Raw genomic sequence first — 18,292 nt, 5'->3', positions numbered from 1 at the left:
AGGTGCTAATTTCCGGTTGACGGCAGTTTTATTTTGTTTTAAACCTGCAAACAGTTTGTTTCAAGCGTATGAAACAAATAGTTTCCCGCCTTGAAACAGATTGTTTACCGGCATGAACAAGACATTTGATGCATGGATTCTACAAATTACTACATAGTCTTCTATAAATATGCCAAGATTCTTACACACGAGACAGCGTGTGAGATAAAGGTATCTTACACACATCTGCAACCGTATCTTGCACTGCATAAAACAATTGTATATCAGCTAATTGAATCCGATTAGTGTAAGGTGCAAGATGTTTTTGCATTTTCAAACTTTATAGAGTCGATTAAGTTTTAATTATTTATTTGTCAATTCACTATTCAGTAATTATAATTCAATCGCAGCCTTTAAAGGTAATTGATTGGAAGCCGGACCGACAAGAATCTCAAATACCCCCTTTTCTACTACAAAGCGGTGTTGATTCATATCGTAATAAGAAAATGCGTCTTCATTCAATACAATAGAAAGGCGTTGTGTCTCTCCTTTCTTCAAGAACACCTTATCATAGCCTTTCAGTTCTTTCAAAGGACGGGGAACGGAAGATTCTACATCATGCACATATACCTGGGCTATTTCCGAAGCATCCATTTTTCCTGTATTCTTTATATCAAAGCTAACCGTCACCTGATGTTCACCGGTTTTCTCCACAGCTAAATTACTATAAGCGAAAGTAGAATAAGACAACCCATAGCCAAATGGATAAAAAGGTTCTTTACCCGAACGGTCATATCCCCGATAGCCAACAAAAACACCCTCTGAATAATCGACACGTTTAATTTCCGCTTTCAGATTCTCATAATAGCTGTCATGCACCGGATTATCTTCCCATTTCTTTTCGATAGAAATCGGCAACTTACCACTCGGAGAAATCTTTCCAGTCAATATTTCGGCTATTGCCTGTCCACCCTCCTGTCCGGGATACCATGCCATCAAAATCGCTTTTGCAGCCTCATGCCAAGAGGTAAAGTCAACTCCACCGCCAGCATTTAACACTACTACCAGATTCGGATGCAGAGAAGCTACTTTCTGAATGAATAATTCCTGATAATGTAACAGAGCAAACGGGCGATCGAACCCCTCTCCTTCTGTATTGCTATTGAAACCGGTACAGAATACAACATTATCCACCTTTGCCAATCCTTGACGAAGTTTCTCTTCATTCAGCCTGGATGCTTTAAAACGGATAATTGCTGAAGAGATATTATCAAAAAACTCGATTCGGAAGCTGTATTCTTTACCTGCCTCAACCGGCAGTTCCACTTCACGGCTTGAATATGAATGATTACCCCAGTCGCCTGTAATATGCTTATCATTCACAAACAGGCGATAACCATCATCGCCACCAATGGATAGTTTTAATAATCCATCCTTTTGAGACATATAACTGGCTGTCCAACGGACAGAAAATCCATCTTCCGGAAAACCTTCCAGTGGTGCTCCATATTGCCAGTCATAATCAACTGATGCTTCTGTACGAATGACCTCCGGTTGTCCCGAAAGCGTTTTATTCTTAAAATATTCGGCTTTAAATCCTTTCGTCTGCCGAGCGGCATCCGCGTAAAATTCATGAAGAATATCCTCATAAATCACATCGTCCGTCAACAGAACGAGGTTCTTTTTTTTCAGTTTTTCCAGTCCCTCACTAACAGATACCGTAGAAAATGGAGTTACAAAACCACTTCCACCACCCGTAGGAATGCGGTCGGCATTGGGCCCCATCACAGCAGTCTTTCCTTTCAAGGGGAGTAGATTTCCTTCATTCTTCAGTAAGACTACACCTTCGCGTGCCAGTTCTAAAGCAGCCTGGCGGGAAAAAGGATTATCCTGCGCGATGTTACTGTCTTTCTGTTCCTTATCCAGCATGCCGTAAGCAATCAAGGTCTGCAAGATATGCTGCACTTTCAGATTGATGGTTTCTTCTGTCACCGTACCGTTTTTGATAGCAGGTATAAGATTGTCGACATTCATAAAACGTCCTTTCGGCATTTCAAGATCAAGTCCGGCATTAGCGGCTCCTACGGCAGAATATACGGAAGTCCAGTCCGACATTAAGATACCTTTAAATCCCCAGAGATTACGCAAGATATCAATATTCAACCATTTATGTTCGGTAGCATGGACACCGTTCAGAAGATTATAGCTGTTCATTACAGCACTTACATTCGCTTCCTGTACAGCTTTCCGAAAGGCCGGAAAATAAATCTCGTGCAAAGTACGTTCGTCTATGTCCGAACTGGCATGATGACGGCTCCATTCCTGATTATTAGCTGCAAAGTGCTTGATGGTGGCAATAACTCCTTCCGATTGCACGCCTAGGATATATTGTTTAGCCGTTTCACCCGTTAAATAAGGGTCTTCGCCAAAGTATTCAAAGTTACGTCCACACATAGGAGCACGGTAGATATTTACTCCCGGTCCGAGCAGTATATTCACTCCTCTGGCTTTGGCATCCTGTCCCAATCCTTGCCCCAGTTGATAAAGCAGACTCCGGTTCCAGGTAGAAGCGGAAAGTATTCCGGAAGGATAGAGAGTGCTCTTGGGGGCATGATTACGAATTCCCTGCGGTCCGTCCGCCAGTTTTATTTCAGGAATCCCCAGACGGGGGATTGCACGAAGCGAGAAGCTGGTATATCCGGAGATATACTCTATTTTCTCTTGCAAAGTCATTTTAGATACAATTTCCCTGGCACGTTGTTCGGCTTGGGGAGTGATTGTCTGCGCACAGGTTAATATGCTCCATGCAAGCATACATAAACCTATGCCTCCTATTTTCTTTTTCATGGTGATTTTGTATTAATATAGCATTGTTAAAAACCAACTAGTCTATCAGTTCTATTTTAACGGTCTGTCCCTGTACCAAAATATGATATTCTCCGGCTTCAAGGAACCGTTTACCATCCTCATTGACAAAACCGAAATCACGTTCCAGGTCTATGTCAAAACGGAAAGTCTTCGTTTCTCCGGCTTTAATCAACTGTTTTTCAAAGTGTTTCAGTTCTTTCACCGGGCGGGTAATCGAGCAATACGGATCGGATATAAACCAATGAACAGTCTCTGCTCCATCGCGAGCACCGACATTAGTGACAGTCACTTCTACAGACAATCGATCGCCGCGCTTCACTTTAGTAACAGAAGGGGTAACGGTGCCATACTTAAATTCGGTATAACTTAATCCATGCCCGAACGGATATAACGGATCGCTTGTTATATCTTTATAGAATCCTTGATGTCCACGTCCGCTCTTGCGGCGATTGTAATAAATAGGAATTTGTCCCGTTGAATAAGGGAATGTCATGGCAAGTTTACCGGATGGGTTGATACGTCCTGATAATATACCGGCCATCGGCAACGCGCCATTCACACCCGGTTGCCAGATTTCCAGTATAGCATCGGAAATCGGTTCCAGACGATTCAATTCCAACGGACGTCCATTCACCAATACCAGTACGATAGGCTTTCCGGCTTTCTTCAGTTCTGCGGCCAGTTCTTCCTGAATCTGCGGTAATGCGATAGAAGAACGGGAAGCATTCTCCCCACTCCAGGTCATCATCTCACCCAAACAAAGAACAACTACATCAGACCAGCGTGCAGCTTCCAATGCTTCTGCAAATCCTTCTTTGTTATCTCCTTTCGTAGCACAGCCTGCTGCATAACGCAATTCAGCTTTTCCTGCAAATTCAGTAGCCAGTCCATTATAGAGCATGGCAACATCCGTATCTTTTCCATGACCACACCAGGAACCCAACAAGTCCCAACCATTTTTTGCCATTGGTCCTATCACGGCAATCTTCTTTTTATCAGTCAGCGGTAATGTTTTGTTTTCATTTTTCAGCAAGACCATGGATTCCGCCGCAAGCCGGGCTGCAATATCCATACTTTGCGGACGGAAGAAACGTTCTTTCTCACTTGTTGCGGGAGTATAAGGACGTTCGAACAGGCCGAGACGGAATTTCAAAAGTAGAACACGACGTACAGCTTCATCTACTTGAGCTACCGATACTCTGCCCTCTTCTACCAACTCCTGCAAATGGCGGTCGTAAGCATGAGACATCATATCCATTTCAAGACCGGCAGTAAACGCATGCCAGGCTGCTTCTTTTTTGGTCGCTGCCAATCCCTGATTTTTCAACTGTTCGATGGCTCCCCAATCGGAAACAATAAATCCATCATGCCCCCAACGTTTCTTTAATATCTCGGTCATTATGTAAGAATTGGCCGAACCCGGCACACCGCTGATATCATTAAAGGAACTCATCAGTGTTGCCGCACCTGCTTTCACACCCATCTCGTAAGGGAGCAGATAAGTATCCCAAAGAGTTTGTTTGGATATCTCGGTATAGACATAGTCACGCCCGGCTTCGGATGCCCCGTAACCTACATAATGTTTCAGACAAGCTGCCATACGGTTTTCTGCTGACAAGTCATCTCCTTGATAACCTTTGACGGAAGCTGCACCGAATACCCCGTTTGTATAAGGATCTTCACCATAACCCTCTGCCACACGTCCCCAGCGGGGATCACGAGCCACATCAATCATCGGTGAGAAAGTCCAGTCCACTCCCGACATACGCGCTTCCTGTGCAGATACAGCACACGCCTGCTCTACCAAATCCGGATTCCAGGAACAAGCCTGTGCCAACGAAATAGGATACACGGTACGGAAACCATGAATTGCATCGTAGCCGAAAATAATAGGAATACCCAGACGAGACTCTTCCATTGCTTTTTTCTGCATACTATTACGCAGTGCGGGATTTGTTTCGAAGTAAATCAGAGAACCGATTTCTGCGGGCACTTTCTTCACTTCTTCACCTACATTATTCACATTGTTATTCCGTCCCAGGGTATATTGATTAAGCTGCATCACTTTCTCTTCCAAAGTCATGCGGGATAGGAGATCATTTACGCGTTTCTCTATCGGAGCCTTCGGATCTTTATATAGTGCAACATCTTTTTTATCTTTTGCCGAAAGGGTGCATATAGAACCTAGCAAACATAATCCGTAAACCAATACTTTCTTTCTCATCGGTGTTTTCGTCGGTTAATTAGTATATAAATATAGCTTTATCAGACAGCCACAACATGGCTTCTTTTTATCGTCTTTCAGATAAATCAGTCACCTTATACGGATGCTTCACTGCTGCATGAGCAGCTTTCTGGGCAACAGCTTTTCGAGCCTCATCCAGGCTCTCCGGGGCATAAGGATTTCCGATTACATTGCGTTTGAAGATACGTTCGAACCAAGTGCAGGCAGCAGTATAACGTCCGACTTTCACATCCAGATGATGTCCGTCCCGGTTCATATGATCGCCAATGAAAGAGGTACGGGCATTCTGTATGGCAGTGCCCGTAGGGATAATCATCTTAATCTTATATGCCTTACCTGCTTTTTTCACTGCATCTACAATTGCGTGATACATCGTCAGCTGATCGCGGTTGTAGTTTTTAAATCCACCGTGATTGGAAGTGGATGCATAGGCCCAAGTCTGGTGCAGCATCAACTTTGTTTTCTTGGGAAGACGGGCTTTTACATACTCTATGAGCTCGGGAAGAGAGGCTTCATACGTCTCATACATTCCGGAAAAAGTACTTGCCTGTTGCAGGCTGACATAATCCCAGTCTTCATCCGCCAACACCATTTCCAAAGACATCTTGCCTTTTTCCCGTTTCTTTCCATCCGTACCGATTTTCCGGTAGGCATAGGCAGGAGCATTTTCACGTGCATTCTTCACATGGCGTTCCAGAGAACAGCCACCAATAAACATATTGCCGATTATGGTTGAAATGCCTTCGGCTTCCGCAAGTTCATGCAGATATTGCTCAACGGCATCTTGGGAAAAGCTGTTGCCAATGGCAAGTATTCTGACCGTTTTTTGCTGGGCATATGCTCCTCCGGCAAGAAGGAGCAGTATGCACATACAAATCACTATATTTCTATATTGCTTCATTGTAATCAATATGATAAAAAACAAACCTTATTTCGCCAGGCTAATGCATAGTGCATTGATATGTCCTTCCGCGGCACTACCGGTATCAAGCCCTTTCACCTCGACAATGACCTTTCCCTCCGAATCCGGTTCTACATTCTCAAACTTGGCAATGTACTCCTCGAAGTTTGCGGCAGCAAACGAGGCAGCATCCTTGATACCTGTCTTCACTTCTTTAACCGCACTCTCCATTTTACCTACCAATTTATAAGAAGAGATACGGGCGTCTTTGCTTCCATTGAAACGGATGGCTAAAATAGTGAAATTATATTTCCGGGCTACATCCAGTTGAGAGATTTCTATTCTTCCTGGACCTACATCACCCTGGTTTTTCTCTCCTTTCACTAACAAACCGTCTTTCCATGCAGTCAGAGGAAATTCCACGCCATCCACCGTCACTGGGCTAGCCGGTTCGGAACCGACTCCAGCATGAGTCGCAGTAAATCCGTCAAGCACTCTGACACCAATATTCGTATAATTGTTTTCCACATCTTTTATCCAGCTGGTGGTTGAACTTTCCTGATGAGAAGTTATATTATTCCACGGAGTGGCAGAAAGTGAAGTCGGACCGAAATCAATATAGATGGGGACTTTCAAGTCGGTGTCAGATATCTCCGGTTGCTTGAAGTCAACCAAATCGGTCACTTCATCAGGTTTCTGCACAGCGTAATGGGCAGCATTTTGTGCAATCTTCACTACCTGCGGGTCAATCGTTTCGGGAGCATACGGGTTGCCAACAACGTTTTGTCCCGTAATCATCTCAAACCAGGTGCAGGCAGCAGTATATCGCCCGTAAGTAACCTCCAGATGATAACCGTCACGGTTGAATGCATCACCCAGGAATGAGGTGCGGCCGTTCTGTATGGCTGTCCCCGAAGGAATCAACAGGCTCAAATCCGTATGATTCGTCATAGCCTGTCGTGCAGCCGTTACGATAGAAGAATACATCGTCATCTGGTTGCTATCATAATCCGGGAAACTTTCATGAGTGGAACTGGAAGCGTATGCCCAAGTCTGATGCCACAGCAGTTTAGCTTTCGGACAACGTTCCTTTATTCCTGCAATCAAATCAGCCAATACCGTATATGTTTCGTATTTACCGGATTTACCGCTCGCCTGTTGCAGACTGATATAATCCCAGTTTTCATCCGCCAATCCCTGTGATAGTTTATAACCGGTTTTACCTACTTTCTCGCCTTTTACTATTTTACGATATTCATAAGCAGCGGCATCCGACTGGAAGTTAGCCCAATGCTTATCCAGGTCACAGCCGCCAATATACATATTTCCGATAATTAACTCATAGCCTGCCGCTTCTGCCAGTTCATACAGATATTGCTCAACGGCATCCTGCGAGAAACTATTGCCAATTGCCAGTATTCGTATGGGATTTTGCTTTACGGTCACCGGAATTGTAGCAACTAGCGGTTTTGTATTTGTAGGACATTCGATAGAAATCGCTGTGCTACCATCCGCAACACCCGTAATAATAATGCTATTATTATCTTCGCTGACAGCTACTGTAGCGATGTTTGCATCTTTGGAAGTACAGGTATATTCCGGTTTCAGCTCTTCTTCACCACCAACCGATACGTTCAGAGTGACAGATTCACCAGTCATGACAGTGACTTCCTTAGAAGCAACCACCATCCAGTTTCCATCTACATATACTATTTTTTCTTCTGTCTGGGTTACAATCTTCTCCGAGTCCGAGCAGGAAACCAACGAACTGCCAACAGAAAATAACGTTACTAAAAAGAATAATCCGCTCAACAGAAAATTATTCTTTATTCTGAAATGCTTTATCATAAGTACTTTTAGTTATTTCTTTTTTTCATGTAATAATCTCTCATCAGATACCATGCCTTCTTGCGCATTCCCTGATCGGATATTAACCCTTTGCGGTTCCAGCCATCCTGATTAGTGGGGTGGAAACGGAACGGAGAACGGAAGTCGAACAGAATCCAGGGAGATACTCCACGCAGGTTAGGGATATTGTCGAACATACGGATATTGTCTCTATACAGACGTGCCTGATACTCTTCACTCCAGGAGCTGACTACATTCTCATCGCCGGACTGACCGTACAGTGCTTCACCACCAAATTCAGAAATAATCAACGGTTTGTCCGTCACTACTTCCCAGATTGCATCTTTCGGTTCAACAGGCCATGGATGATACCAGCCCATATATTTATTGATTGCTACGACATCCAATTGGGAAGTAAAGGAATCTTCCATTACAAAACGCTGTTTCTCACTGTTAAAGCGCACAAGGTCAAAAGCGGCGACATACAGACGGGTAGTATCCAGTTGTTTGCCTGTTTCAAGCAGGGAAGTCAAAAAATCATTCCGTTCTTTGGAAGGCTGTGTTTCATTGGCAACACCCCAGTAACCTACTGCACAACGATTCTGATCGCGCTTTATCATTTCAGAAAGCATCTTCTGTGCTTTCTTACGGGTATCTTTGTCTGTAAAGTCAATGCCTTGCCAAATAGGAATTTCCTGCCAGAGAAGGAAACCCATCTTTTCTGCCAAGCGTACCGTGTATTCATTCTGCGGATAATGTGCCAGACGAATCATGTTCACACCAAGCGCCTTAGCTTCATTCAGCAACATAGCTGCATCGGCTTCCGAGAAAGCACGTCCCATGCGCTGCGGAATCTCCTCATGGAAAGAGATGCAACACATAAATGTCGGTTTCCCGTTCAGGTAAATATCCGTTCCTTTCACTGTGATGTTACGGAAGCCTATTTGTTCCTCCACGCGGTCGGTACTTGAAGAAATGGCCACACCATAGAGTTTCGGTTCTTCGGGCGACCAGCGTTGCAGTTTCTTTGCATTCAATACGGTTTCCGCTTTTCCTTCCGCATCAGTGGTAAGTTCCGCATTGATTTTAAGTTCGGGGATGGCGACTGTCACCTTTTCACCTGCCTTTTTATCAGAAAGACGTACACGGGCAATGATCCGGTCGGGAGCATTTTTATCCAGTTGGATGAAGTAATCTTCTATAAATGTGCGGGGAGTTTTCACCAGCAACACATCTCTTGTGATGCCGCCATAATTCCACCAATCGAACGCCATAGCAGGAATGGCGTCCTTGGTACGACGATTGTTCACTTCTATTGCCAGGAAGTTATCGCCGTCTTTCAACAGGTCCGTCACTTCTACTTGGAAAGGGGTGAAGCCACCTTCATGTTCTGCTATTTCTTTTCCGTTCAGGTAGACTTTGCAACGATAGCTGACAGCACCAAAATAAAGAAACTGACGTTTGTCTGCCAGACGTTTGGCATCAAAATGACGCGCATACCATACAGTACCCTCATAATATTTCAGTTCGGGCGACTGCGAGTTCCAGTCTCCCGGGACATTAAGACGCAAGCCGCCTTCGAATGCATATTCGTAGAAATCAGTATTTCCTTTCGGTTGCTGATTTTCATAGATTTTCATTCGTTGTCCCTGATCGTACAGGTCGATAATGGCATTCCATTTACCATTCAGTGAATGAATGTCACGACCGTAGACATTCGTTATCAGTTCCTGTGCCGCAACGCTTCCTGCAAAAGCGATCAGCAACAACAGACATAGATTTAATTTCTTACCTATTTTCATTTATCTATTAGTTTGTGGTATTTATACATTATTCGTTTCTCGATTCATTCTTCAGGAAATTCATCACCCAGTTCCAGGCAGCACTCCACTGCTCTGCATAGGCATAATGGGCAGTCGTTTCGGCCACGAACAACTCTTTCGGAGCATTAATCATGTTGTAAGCCGAATAAGTGGTGGTAGGCGGACAGACCATATCATTATAACCGAAAGTATAGAATCCCGGTACTTTAACCTGCCGGGCAAAGTTGACTACATCAAAATACTGGATGGTTTTAATCTTCTCCGGTGTCCGGTTCCTTTCATCCTTAAACATGTGCGGCCAACCTCCTGCGCGACCATGAGCATAGCCTGCAATATCACACAAAGCCGGATAGAAAGAAACTAATCCTTTGACACGGTTATCCAGTCCGGCAATCACTATGGAAAGTGCTCCGCCCTGGCTTCCACCGAAAGTTGCCAGATTACCATTAAATTCGGGAAGTGTGTAAATGAAATCAATGGCTCTTATACAGCCTGTATAAACCCGTTTATAATAATACTTATCCCGATCATCCGTATTGAATGAATGGTAATTCTTCAAGGCCCCGTTATAAAGTCGGTGATATACATCCCCCGTCAGGTTGACCGGAATGCCGTGAATACCGATTTCCAAAATGATAAAACCATTTCCGGCACGTTCGGGCTCCCCGTTATATGCGCGGATACCTGCACCCGGTACTTTCAAGATGGCCGGATATTTTCCGGGAGCTTTCGGCACACAAAGGATGCCATACATACGGGATGCATAGTCATTATTCGCAAAAGAAACATGATATACATTCACTTTGTCCGTACACTTTTCCGGCAATAAAGTCATTATAGGTTCCAGCGCCCACTTTTCAGCGGCTTCTTTGGTGCTCTTCCAGAATTCAAGAAAATCGGCGGGCAACGGAGTAGTCGGTTGTAGCTTCTCCGGATCAAAGCCGACAGTAGCTACACCTTCATATTCACGCCCTTGATAACTGACAAAAGCACGGCAACGCAGAAAACCCTCTTTTTTCATTGTACCTGCATTAATTTCGAGCTTTTCATTCTTCAAAGGTTGTTTACCTGTCTGATGAGGTTTCATCATATCTTCCGAAATCTCATAACGCACTTCCAGATGATCCTGTGGAATATTGCATTTCAGTACAGCTACTTTGAATTTCACTTTTTCTCCCGGTTGATACAACCAATTGGTGTGGTCGGGAGTGACCAGTACTTGAATCAGCCTTTCCGCCGGTTGCCCGTACACAACGAATTGCACGGCAACAAACAAAGCAAGAAAAACAGAACGCAAACTTTTTATCATAATTCCATTATTGTTTATAGTCTTTTCATGGTTTTACCTGGTATTGATAAAGAGTGAAAGAGTTCTTATCATTCAACTCGAAACTTACTTTACCCTGTACACCAACTTCAGTAACAAACTTTTTGCCATTTCCCATCAAAGGAGTAAAAGTTACCTTCTTGCCCTCCGGAAGCCAAGTATCAATGATTCTTTTGGCTATGTCATTGTCTTCGCGGTAAATAATGAGATAACCTTGCGTGTCAGAGGCTATTGATTGAAATCCTGTCCACGAGCGTCCCGAAGGTTCTTCACCAATGGGCAATATGATGCCTTGATGAAATTGAAGTTGCAAGGGTTGATATTCCTTGAGCAGAGTTGCCGTAGCATAAGCCTCTTCGGGCAGGTTCGAAGCCTCCATCCAAGCCAATGGCTGTGCCGCCAGGGTGATGGCGAAGAGGTAGTCGAAACTATAACGAGCGGGAGCAAATGGATCGGTAGTGCTATACTTATCGGCATTACGCCATTTATTAAGGAATTCTATCTGCATCTTCTCGGCCGGTACATAGCGAGACAGCATCCAAAGATTACGCAAGGTGCGATAAGGATAATAGTTACCCCAATCGGTATAACGGTTTTCCAGAAAGATATTGCCATACTCATTCATATAATGATATCCACCGCGACGACCGGCAGTGGCATCGAGGTTGAAAATCACCTCATGGTTGGTTTGTGCTAACACGGTATCAAACAACCGGCGTAAATTCTGTTCGGCTGTTTTAGTAGGTATTTGTAAGCCATCTATCTTGAAACAGCAGATACCATACTCCTTGTAAAGCCCGATAATGACTTGCGCGTCTTTTTGCCAATCGGCAAAATCATTCTGTATACTAGGATTGAACCATAATCCGATACGAATACCCAATTTCTTTCCTTTCTCTACAATACGTTTCAGTCCATGAGGGAATTTCGTGGGGTTGGGCGTCCAGTAATCGGCATTTTTCCAGATATCTTTAAAACTGCCTCCGGCTGTCTTTGAGTTGGGGCTTTTTCCGCTCTGCCAACCATCGTCCAGTTGAAAGAGGGTGACACCCAAACGTGCGGCACGGTCCAACTCGGCCAGACAGAAAGCCTCATCTATTTTAGCATCCTGACTACGGTCGCCCCAGGTATTGAGCATAATCATCTCATCCTGTGCGGCGGTGTGGTGGCGCAGTTGTTTTTGATAAAGGCGCAATGCTGTTAGTGCTTCTTGTTCATCTCCGGTATAGACACCGGTAACGCATCCATAAACACGAGTCCAGCTATCCGGTTTCACATCATCAGATGCAATGCCCAGACCCACTACCATAAAATCGCTAAAGTCGGCCACGAAGTCGGAACCATTATAATGTAATTGAGTACTGCTGCAAGGAGCCTCTTTCAAGAAAAAGAAACCTTGCCGGGTAGCCACATCGTGAGCAAAAAGCAGATTACCACGATAGGTATTGCGACGGTAAGGAAGCCAGGTACGTTCTGTCACCAGATTGTCGTTCCAATCAGTATAGTCGAAGAACTCTACCGTACGGGCACGCCAATGATTACCGGAGAGTTGCAATCTGTCGATCGTCGGAGTTTTCACCCCCGTAGTCATATCGGCTGTGTGCTCTATATTTTTACGATCGGCATTAGAACGATTGTCATCTTTATTCTGGTAAAGTTCTATTTGTCCTTTCAGATAGGTATCGCAGGCAATGGCGGGACAGTCTGCATAAATGCGATAGCGACGTTCTATACTTAGAGAACCGATGGTGCAAGCCACAGTGGCTTGCAGATAGCTGGCATGTATACCATTCGTTGGAATCTCATTCACAGTGAAAGTAGCAGCAGTAGGGATGCCTTTCACAATCGAGAAGTCGGGCTCTTTGCCTTGAGCCGGAATTATTTTTCCACATTGCTTATCGGTGAGGCTAATGGTGACAGGTGTACCATTATTCCACAGCATGGTACGCTCCATGTAGTTATTGCCCATACGTAGTGTATCACCTTTCAAGAAAGCATAATAGTGTTGTCCTCCCCAAAGCGGCAATCCCAATATGGTTGAGAGAAATATCGTGATAATACTTTTTTTACTCATAGTTTGTCTGCGGTTTGATGTAAGCCGGAGCCTCCAACAACTTGTTGGGTTCGTTGAAACGTTGGTTATCGGGTACATTGTGTTTGCCCAAGCCTGCCTGCATAAGCTGCTTTAATTCGGGCAGATGATGATGATAGATATCACGCGGTTCTACGCCATGCTTATGACAGAGTCCGGCTGCCATACCTACTACTTCGCCCATCATACCAGTAGTACGCATCACACGCACCGTACCCAAGGCTACGTGTGTGCAACTCATATTACGACCTGCCATAAAAAGGTTATCCACATTGCGCGAATAAAGACAACGATAAGGGACAGCGTAAGGATGAATCCAACGATGCACCGTTGCCGACTTGAATTCATTATCAGGAAAACGCACACTGTTCACGCTATCGGGGAAGTGGAGGTCGATACTCCAAGTGGTAGTAAACGAAGCATCCTCGTGCGCCACATTTTTGTCTATATCGTCTTGTGCTAACACATAGTCGCCCAGAAGGCGGCGAGATTCACGTTTACCGGAAACATACGCCACCCAATCGAGTGAACGGTTGGCATACTTTTTACGATCCGCATAGTGATTCTTCAGATAGCTCCAATTGGAATATACCACCAAAAGTCCATAGTCGCGTATGCGTTCAGCCTCGGTGATTTGATTACGGTTCATTCCTGTTTCCCATTTCCATTCGCCCATAGTTACAGGCTCGCAATTATCAGCGCCAAAGCGCATACCATATTCGAAGCGGGGGAAAGAGGTCTTCTTCTTCATGTCCTTGCTATACCATTGTACCGATGCGCCCATCACTAGCGAGTCGGGCTGCTCGGGAGCGAGACTTTCGCCATATTCATCGCGGCCTTCACGTCCCATAGTCCAATCGGCACCGGCTAAGTAGCCTATGGTAGCATCGCCAGTGCAGTCACTAAAAAGAGGAGCGGTAAGTTCCGTTTGTTCACCTGTCTCAATGTGTTGAATAGTGACTGATGCTATGCGATCACCCTGCATCTTTACGGCCACAGCACGTTGCGAAGCATAAAGGGTGATATTCTTTTCGGCAGCTATAAAGTCTTCCTTTTTCTGATCTTCATAATAGTCACCCGGTTGGGCATTACCGGAACGTTCATGACCGAATTCGCGTATCATACGACCTAACCCCTCGTTGGGTCCCTTTTCGATAATACCACCCAGGTGTACACGTATCTCCGACGAGTTATTACCACCCAGTACAGGACGATCGTTCACTAATGCCACCCTACAACCTAACCGGGCAGCAGCCGTAGCGGCACACATGCCGGCTACGCCTCCTCCCACTACCACAAAGTCGTACTGATGGGTGGGCACCGTTTGTTGTTGTTGCAAGCGGGCACGAAGTGCAGCTGTCTCTGCCTCGCCCCATGCAGTGGGTTGCGCATTCATATCAGTCGTGAGATAGATGGCATCACAACGACCATTAAAACCTGTAAGGTCTTTCAAAGCAAGGGTAATAGTACCTGCCTTCAATACGACCTTACCGGCGGACTGCCATTGCCAGGAATTACCGGTGTGTCCCAACGTAGTTTTCAGTAACTTACCACCTAAAGCCAGACGAAACTTTCCGGGTCCTTCGGCATCGGTCCAAGGTGAAGTCCAGTTGTAGGTGCGGGCATATACATAGTAAGTGCCCGCCTGGGGAATATTGATTTCTGCCGTAGCATCGGCCACAGGAATACCCATGCCATGTGCCATGAGATAGGGTGAACCCATTTGATCCATGAACTGCTGGTCGAGCACCCAGCCGCCTCGCTGGCTGAAGCTTTCTGCTTCGATGAGCAGTTCTCCGGCTACAGCCACAAGGCTACAGGCTACGGCTATGCATGTCAGTAAGATTTTTTTCATCATAGCACAGCGTTTTTTAATTATTGAATAGTTATATCACCCACTTTCACCCAACCTTTGGAGGTTTGATACTCATCGCGGGCTGAAATTAAGATACCAATGGCATTCTCTTTGGTAGTATCTACCAATCCTACTGCCCAAATGTAATTCCCTGCGGCTACATCAGTGAGTTTGATATTAGTAGTGTAAGTCTTGGGAGCTCCCTTCATCCAAGTGGCAATGTTTGCTTTGTCTTCTATATAGATGCGGACGGGCTCCTCTGTATTCTTATCGAGCAGAGCGATAGCAAGTTTGTATTTGTCACCATACTGCGGCAAATTGGTAGGACAGTAACCCCAACCCAAGTTCGACCAGCGGTGAGTAAGTGATACACTACTGCCACTACGAGCTATAGTAGGAATAGACAGACGGTCGGGATAGAGACGGTAACCACCTTCGGCAATAAACTCCTTCACCAAATGGAAAGCTGTATTGAACCAAGAATGAGTTTCACCTTTGTTCACGTTGGTATCAAAGCGGAGGTCCATCATGTTGACATAACCACCCTTGGCTTCATCATATTCTCCCTGGCGCACCTCGGCAAAATTCTTGTAACCATCGCCGGCAATAGAACCACCGTGTGATGATTCTACCCAACCACCTTCCATAGTAATAGGTACGATACCATGATAGGTAGTACTGATGCCACGCTCCCAATCCTTATAATATTGCTTCATGCCGAAAGCATCGTGACGCAAACAGAAGCCTTTAGCTACGGCACGTTTCACCATATCGGCAGCTACATCGGTATCGGTATCACTAAACTCTTTGCCACTAAGCAAACAGCGATGATAATTAATCATGATAGGCACTTTAGTGAAAAGGCGTGACATTACGTCTGTAATCCATTCAAATACTGCTTGTCTAGGAGCTTCATCACCTGTAGAGTATTTCAGGGTGTGAGTCTCGCCCCATTTGCCTAATCCAAAACCACTCACAAATTGAGTGACATCAGGATCATTGTATTTGGCTGCAAAAGCAGTAAGAAACTCTTCATACTCCCTCTGGAAAATGGGATCGTCCGGATAAGGTGTCCATACGTTTACACTACCGGTAGTAGTGGTAAATCCTTCAGCACCGGCCTCTTTTACATAATCGGGACAGGCATCTTCATGTTTGTCACGACTATCACACACAAAGGTAAAGGCGAGCTTCAAGTTTCGTTCTTTAGCTCCTTCCACCAGCATACGAAAACGCTTGGCAGGTTCGGTCTGTACACTTTCATCCCATACATATTTGCCTTTTTCAGGATTAAAGTTACTCCAAAGACCACGTACGTAGAGCGTATTGCCATAGTCAGATACCTTCACAGTACCTTCTGACGACTCGAAGTTATCATAAAGATCCCAGAAATCCATCATCATACCACTTCCAATACCCGCGTAAATGACCCATCCACTCATAGGGTTACGCTGCAGTTGGTAGCGTTCAGGCATGATATTGACGGTCGTGTTGCCTTCAATGTTCCAACTATAATCGGTTATAGGGGCATCATCGTCTGAACAAGCAGTGCCAATGAAAGGCGTAGTAGCCAGCAGACACATCGACAAGGTCTTGATGCTGTTTTTTATTATTTTGTTCATAAAATATATCTCGTTTATTGTTATCATTTAAAGGTAGAATAAGAAGTGAAGTGATAAAAGTTCCACCTCTTATTCTTTCATTTTGGATTTATTTAATATCAAAGAGTACAGTGTTGTTCTCCAGGTCCACTACCACATAGTTACAGCCCTCCGGGATGAGGAAATAAGCATAGCGGTTATTGCCCTGACCTGTTACGGCTCCTTCTATCTTACCTGCTGTTACTGTGGTGTATCCATTGTAGCTATTACGAACAGCATCAGCAGTAGAACCAACGAACCATCCGTTATTAGCATATCGCAGCGTGCTGAAGTTCACCCAACCGGCATTTGTCTTCCCATAATTATCCTTATATTCATTACGTGGCAATACATCACCTTTATAAACGAATACTTTCGGATTGGCAACACTCTGAATAAGATTATACTTCACTTGACAGTACTTGAAGCTTTTTCCGGTTTCTTCATCAATACCCGAATCGTAAGCAAAACTATTGAAACCACCATACATGTGCAGTACATTGACTTCCTGACTCCATGGGTTTTTCCCCAGTTCGGTATTGTTGAACGATACGGTGAGTGGTTTCAGATCGGTAGCGGTCGAATAGATGGTAATAGATTTCTCCTCCTTATTCAATACAATGCGGTAAGTTCCATCGGCCGGAATTGTCCAATATTGTTTATCCACTTTGCTAATGAGTACTTGTCCGAATGTTGACAATTGACCATCTTCGATGTCATGACTATCAGCTATTTCCGGTACAATGGCCATCGCTTGTTCACCTTCGAAGGTGAGCGGGATGTAAAGGTTACCAGCTTTCAGTGCACCACGCCAAGCATAGATCTGGTCATTTTCGAGGGCTTGAGCCATCTCAATCTGTTCCCCACCTACGGCACTACCAGCCAGGAATATCTGGTCGGCTTCAACTACAGCACCAGCTTCTACTATCTTCACCGTCTGTTTACTCATATTCACAGTGATACGATAGGTAGCTGCAGATGGAATTAACCACGAATTGGCTTCAGCGCGATCGGATATGACGCCTGCCATTTCACCTGTGGTGATGGGGGCATCGGCGGTTTCCGGGCCAATGGCATTCAATTCGTCGGCGTAGTCAACGGGGAAGTTTATCTTACCGGCAACCAAAGCTCCTTCGTAACTATAAATTCTGTTTGTCTCGTCTTTCAGCGTCATCTTAATATTATCATCGCCTACGGCAGTACCTCCCACATAAAGGTTATCAGCTTTATACTGTTTGGGGCCATAAGTTTTGAACTTCACCGTTGCAGTAGCAATATCGGGCACCATAAGACGGGGACCTTCAAAGTTGGCTGTAACAGTAAAAAGAACTTCGCCAATGGTACTGGTGGTAAGACCGAAGTAATCGACCAATATATCCTGCATCTCTTTGTTGGTGTACGAGCGAAGAAATTCACCATCATCATCAAATTCCTTGATATTTGCAACATCGCTACCGATAAGCTGCATCTCGTATTTATAAGTTGTGATATAATCTTCACCAAAATTGTGAGCGGTGCTCCACTTCAGTGTAAAAGCTGTCTCGTTGGGTTTACTTTCATCGAGCTTAATATATTCGCCCGAAGGAGTCAACTCAATCTCCGACTGATTGCGTGAGGCAGTATTGTCTATCTCCTCTTCGCACGAGGTGGCAAGCATGCTCATCATTCCCACAGCCACCATTCCAAGGTTTCTATATAAATGCATTGTTTTCAT

The 18,292-nt window shown here is 44.8% G+C and carries 10 protein-coding genes; all 10 read right to left on the bottom strand.

Translation table 11 applies throughout. The features are described 5' to 3' along the window. Positions 1-372: 372 nt before the first annotated feature. Positions 373-2,826: a beta-glucosidase gene (locus tag NQ505_RS06635; protein ID WP_008646513.1), complete on the bottom strand. Its 2,454-nt coding sequence runs from the start codon at positions 2,824-2,826 to the stop codon at positions 373-375. Between the two features lie 37 nt (positions 2,827-2,863). After that, complete coding sequence (locus NQ505_RS06630; RefSeq protein WP_009001062.1) at positions 2,864-5,071, bottom strand: glycoside hydrolase family 3 N-terminal domain-containing protein; 2,208 nt, start codon at positions 5,069-5,071, stop codon at positions 2,864-2,866. A 67-nt stretch (positions 5,072-5,138) separates the two neighbouring features. Continuing rightward, positions 5,139-5,993: a DUF4886 domain-containing protein gene (locus tag NQ505_RS06625; protein ID WP_004311199.1), complete on the bottom strand. Its 855-nt coding sequence runs from the start codon at positions 5,991-5,993 to the stop codon at positions 5,139-5,141. 27 nt (positions 5,994-6,020) lie between these two features. Then, on the bottom strand, positions 6,021-7,841 hold the full coding sequence (locus NQ505_RS06620) for a DUF4886 domain-containing protein (protein ID WP_009001063.1): 1,821 nt from the start codon (positions 7,839-7,841) through the stop codon (positions 6,021-6,023). Between the two features lie 8 nt (positions 7,842-7,849). Further along, a complete protein-coding gene (locus tag NQ505_RS06615; protein WP_009001064.1) occupies positions 7,850-9,643 on the bottom strand; it encodes a glycoside hydrolase family 2 protein in 1,794 nt (597 codons plus the stop codon). Between the two features lie 28 nt (positions 9,644-9,671). Beyond that, positions 9,672-10,973: an acetylxylan esterase gene (locus NQ505_RS06610; RefSeq protein ID WP_009001065.1), complete on the bottom strand. Its 1,302-nt coding sequence runs from the start codon at positions 10,971-10,973 to the stop codon at positions 9,672-9,674. Between the two features lie 25 nt (positions 10,974-10,998). Beyond that, positions 10,999-13,065, bottom strand: a complete 2,067-nt coding sequence (locus NQ505_RS06605) for an alpha-galactosidase (protein ID WP_009001066.1) — start codon at positions 13,063-13,065, stop codon at positions 10,999-11,001. Beyond that, positions 13,058-14,938 carry an FAD-dependent oxidoreductase gene (locus tag NQ505_RS06600; RefSeq protein WP_008646516.1) on the bottom strand — a complete coding sequence of 627 codons (1,881 nt, stop codon included), beginning with the start codon at positions 14,936-14,938 and terminating at the stop codon, positions 13,058-13,060. The genes NQ505_RS06605 and NQ505_RS06600 overlap by 8 nt, the downstream gene beginning before the upstream one ends. Positions 14,939-14,958: 20 nt before the next feature. After that, complete coding sequence (locus NQ505_RS06595; RefSeq protein ID WP_004302514.1) at positions 14,959-16,560, bottom strand: hypothetical protein; 1,602 nt, start codon at positions 16,558-16,560, stop codon at positions 14,959-14,961. Between the two features lie 88 nt (positions 16,561-16,648). After that, positions 16,649-18,292 carry a SusE domain-containing protein gene (locus NQ505_RS06590; RefSeq protein ID WP_004302515.1) on the bottom strand — a complete coding sequence of 548 codons (1,644 nt, stop codon included), beginning with the start codon at positions 18,290-18,292 and terminating at the stop codon, positions 16,649-16,651.

The organism is Bacteroides sp. D2, assembly GCF_025147085.1.
GTDB lineage: Bacteria > Bacteroidota > Bacteroidia > Bacteroidales > Bacteroidaceae > Bacteroides.
This window is presented reverse-complemented; position numbering and strand designations above follow the sequence as displayed.

What these genes read in the sequence shown, in the direction of transcription:
- NQ505_RS06595 (WP_004302514.1), bottom strand. Translation starts at nt 16,560, where the DNA reads ATGAACAAAATAATAAAAAACAGCATCAAGACCTTGTCGATGTGTCTG.
- NQ505_RS06625 (WP_004311199.1), bottom strand. Translation starts at nt 5,993, where the DNA reads ATGAAGCAATATAGAAATATAGTGATTTGTATGTGCATACTGCTCCTT.
- NQ505_RS06610 (WP_009001065.1), bottom strand. Translation starts at nt 10,973, where the DNA reads ATGATAAAAAGTTTGCGTTCTGTTTTTCTTGCTTTGTTTGTTGCCGTG.
- NQ505_RS06635 (WP_008646513.1), bottom strand. Translation starts at nt 2,826, where the DNA reads ATGAAAAAGAAAATAGGAGGCATAGGTTTATGTATGCTTGCATGGAGC.
- NQ505_RS06600 (WP_008646516.1), bottom strand. Translation starts at nt 14,938, where the DNA reads ATGAAAAAAATCTTACTGACATGCATAGCCGTAGCCTGTAGCCTTGTG.
- NQ505_RS06590 (WP_004302515.1), bottom strand. Translation starts at nt 18,292, where the DNA reads ATGAAAACAATGCATTTATATAGAAACCTTGGAATGGTGGCTGTGGGA.
- NQ505_RS06630 (WP_009001062.1), bottom strand. Translation starts at nt 5,071, where the DNA reads ATGAGAAAGAAAGTATTGGTTTACGGATTATGTTTGCTAGGTTCTATA.
- NQ505_RS06620 (WP_009001063.1), bottom strand. Translation starts at nt 7,841, where the DNA reads ATGATAAAGCATTTCAGAATAAAGAATAATTTTCTGTTGAGCGGATTA.
- NQ505_RS06605 (WP_009001066.1), bottom strand. Translation starts at nt 13,065, where the DNA reads ATGAGTAAAAAAAGTATTATCACGATATTTCTCTCAACCATATTGGGA.
- NQ505_RS06615 (WP_009001064.1), bottom strand. Translation starts at nt 9,643, where the DNA reads ATGAAAATAGGTAAGAAATTAAATCTATGTCTGTTGTTGCTGATCGCT.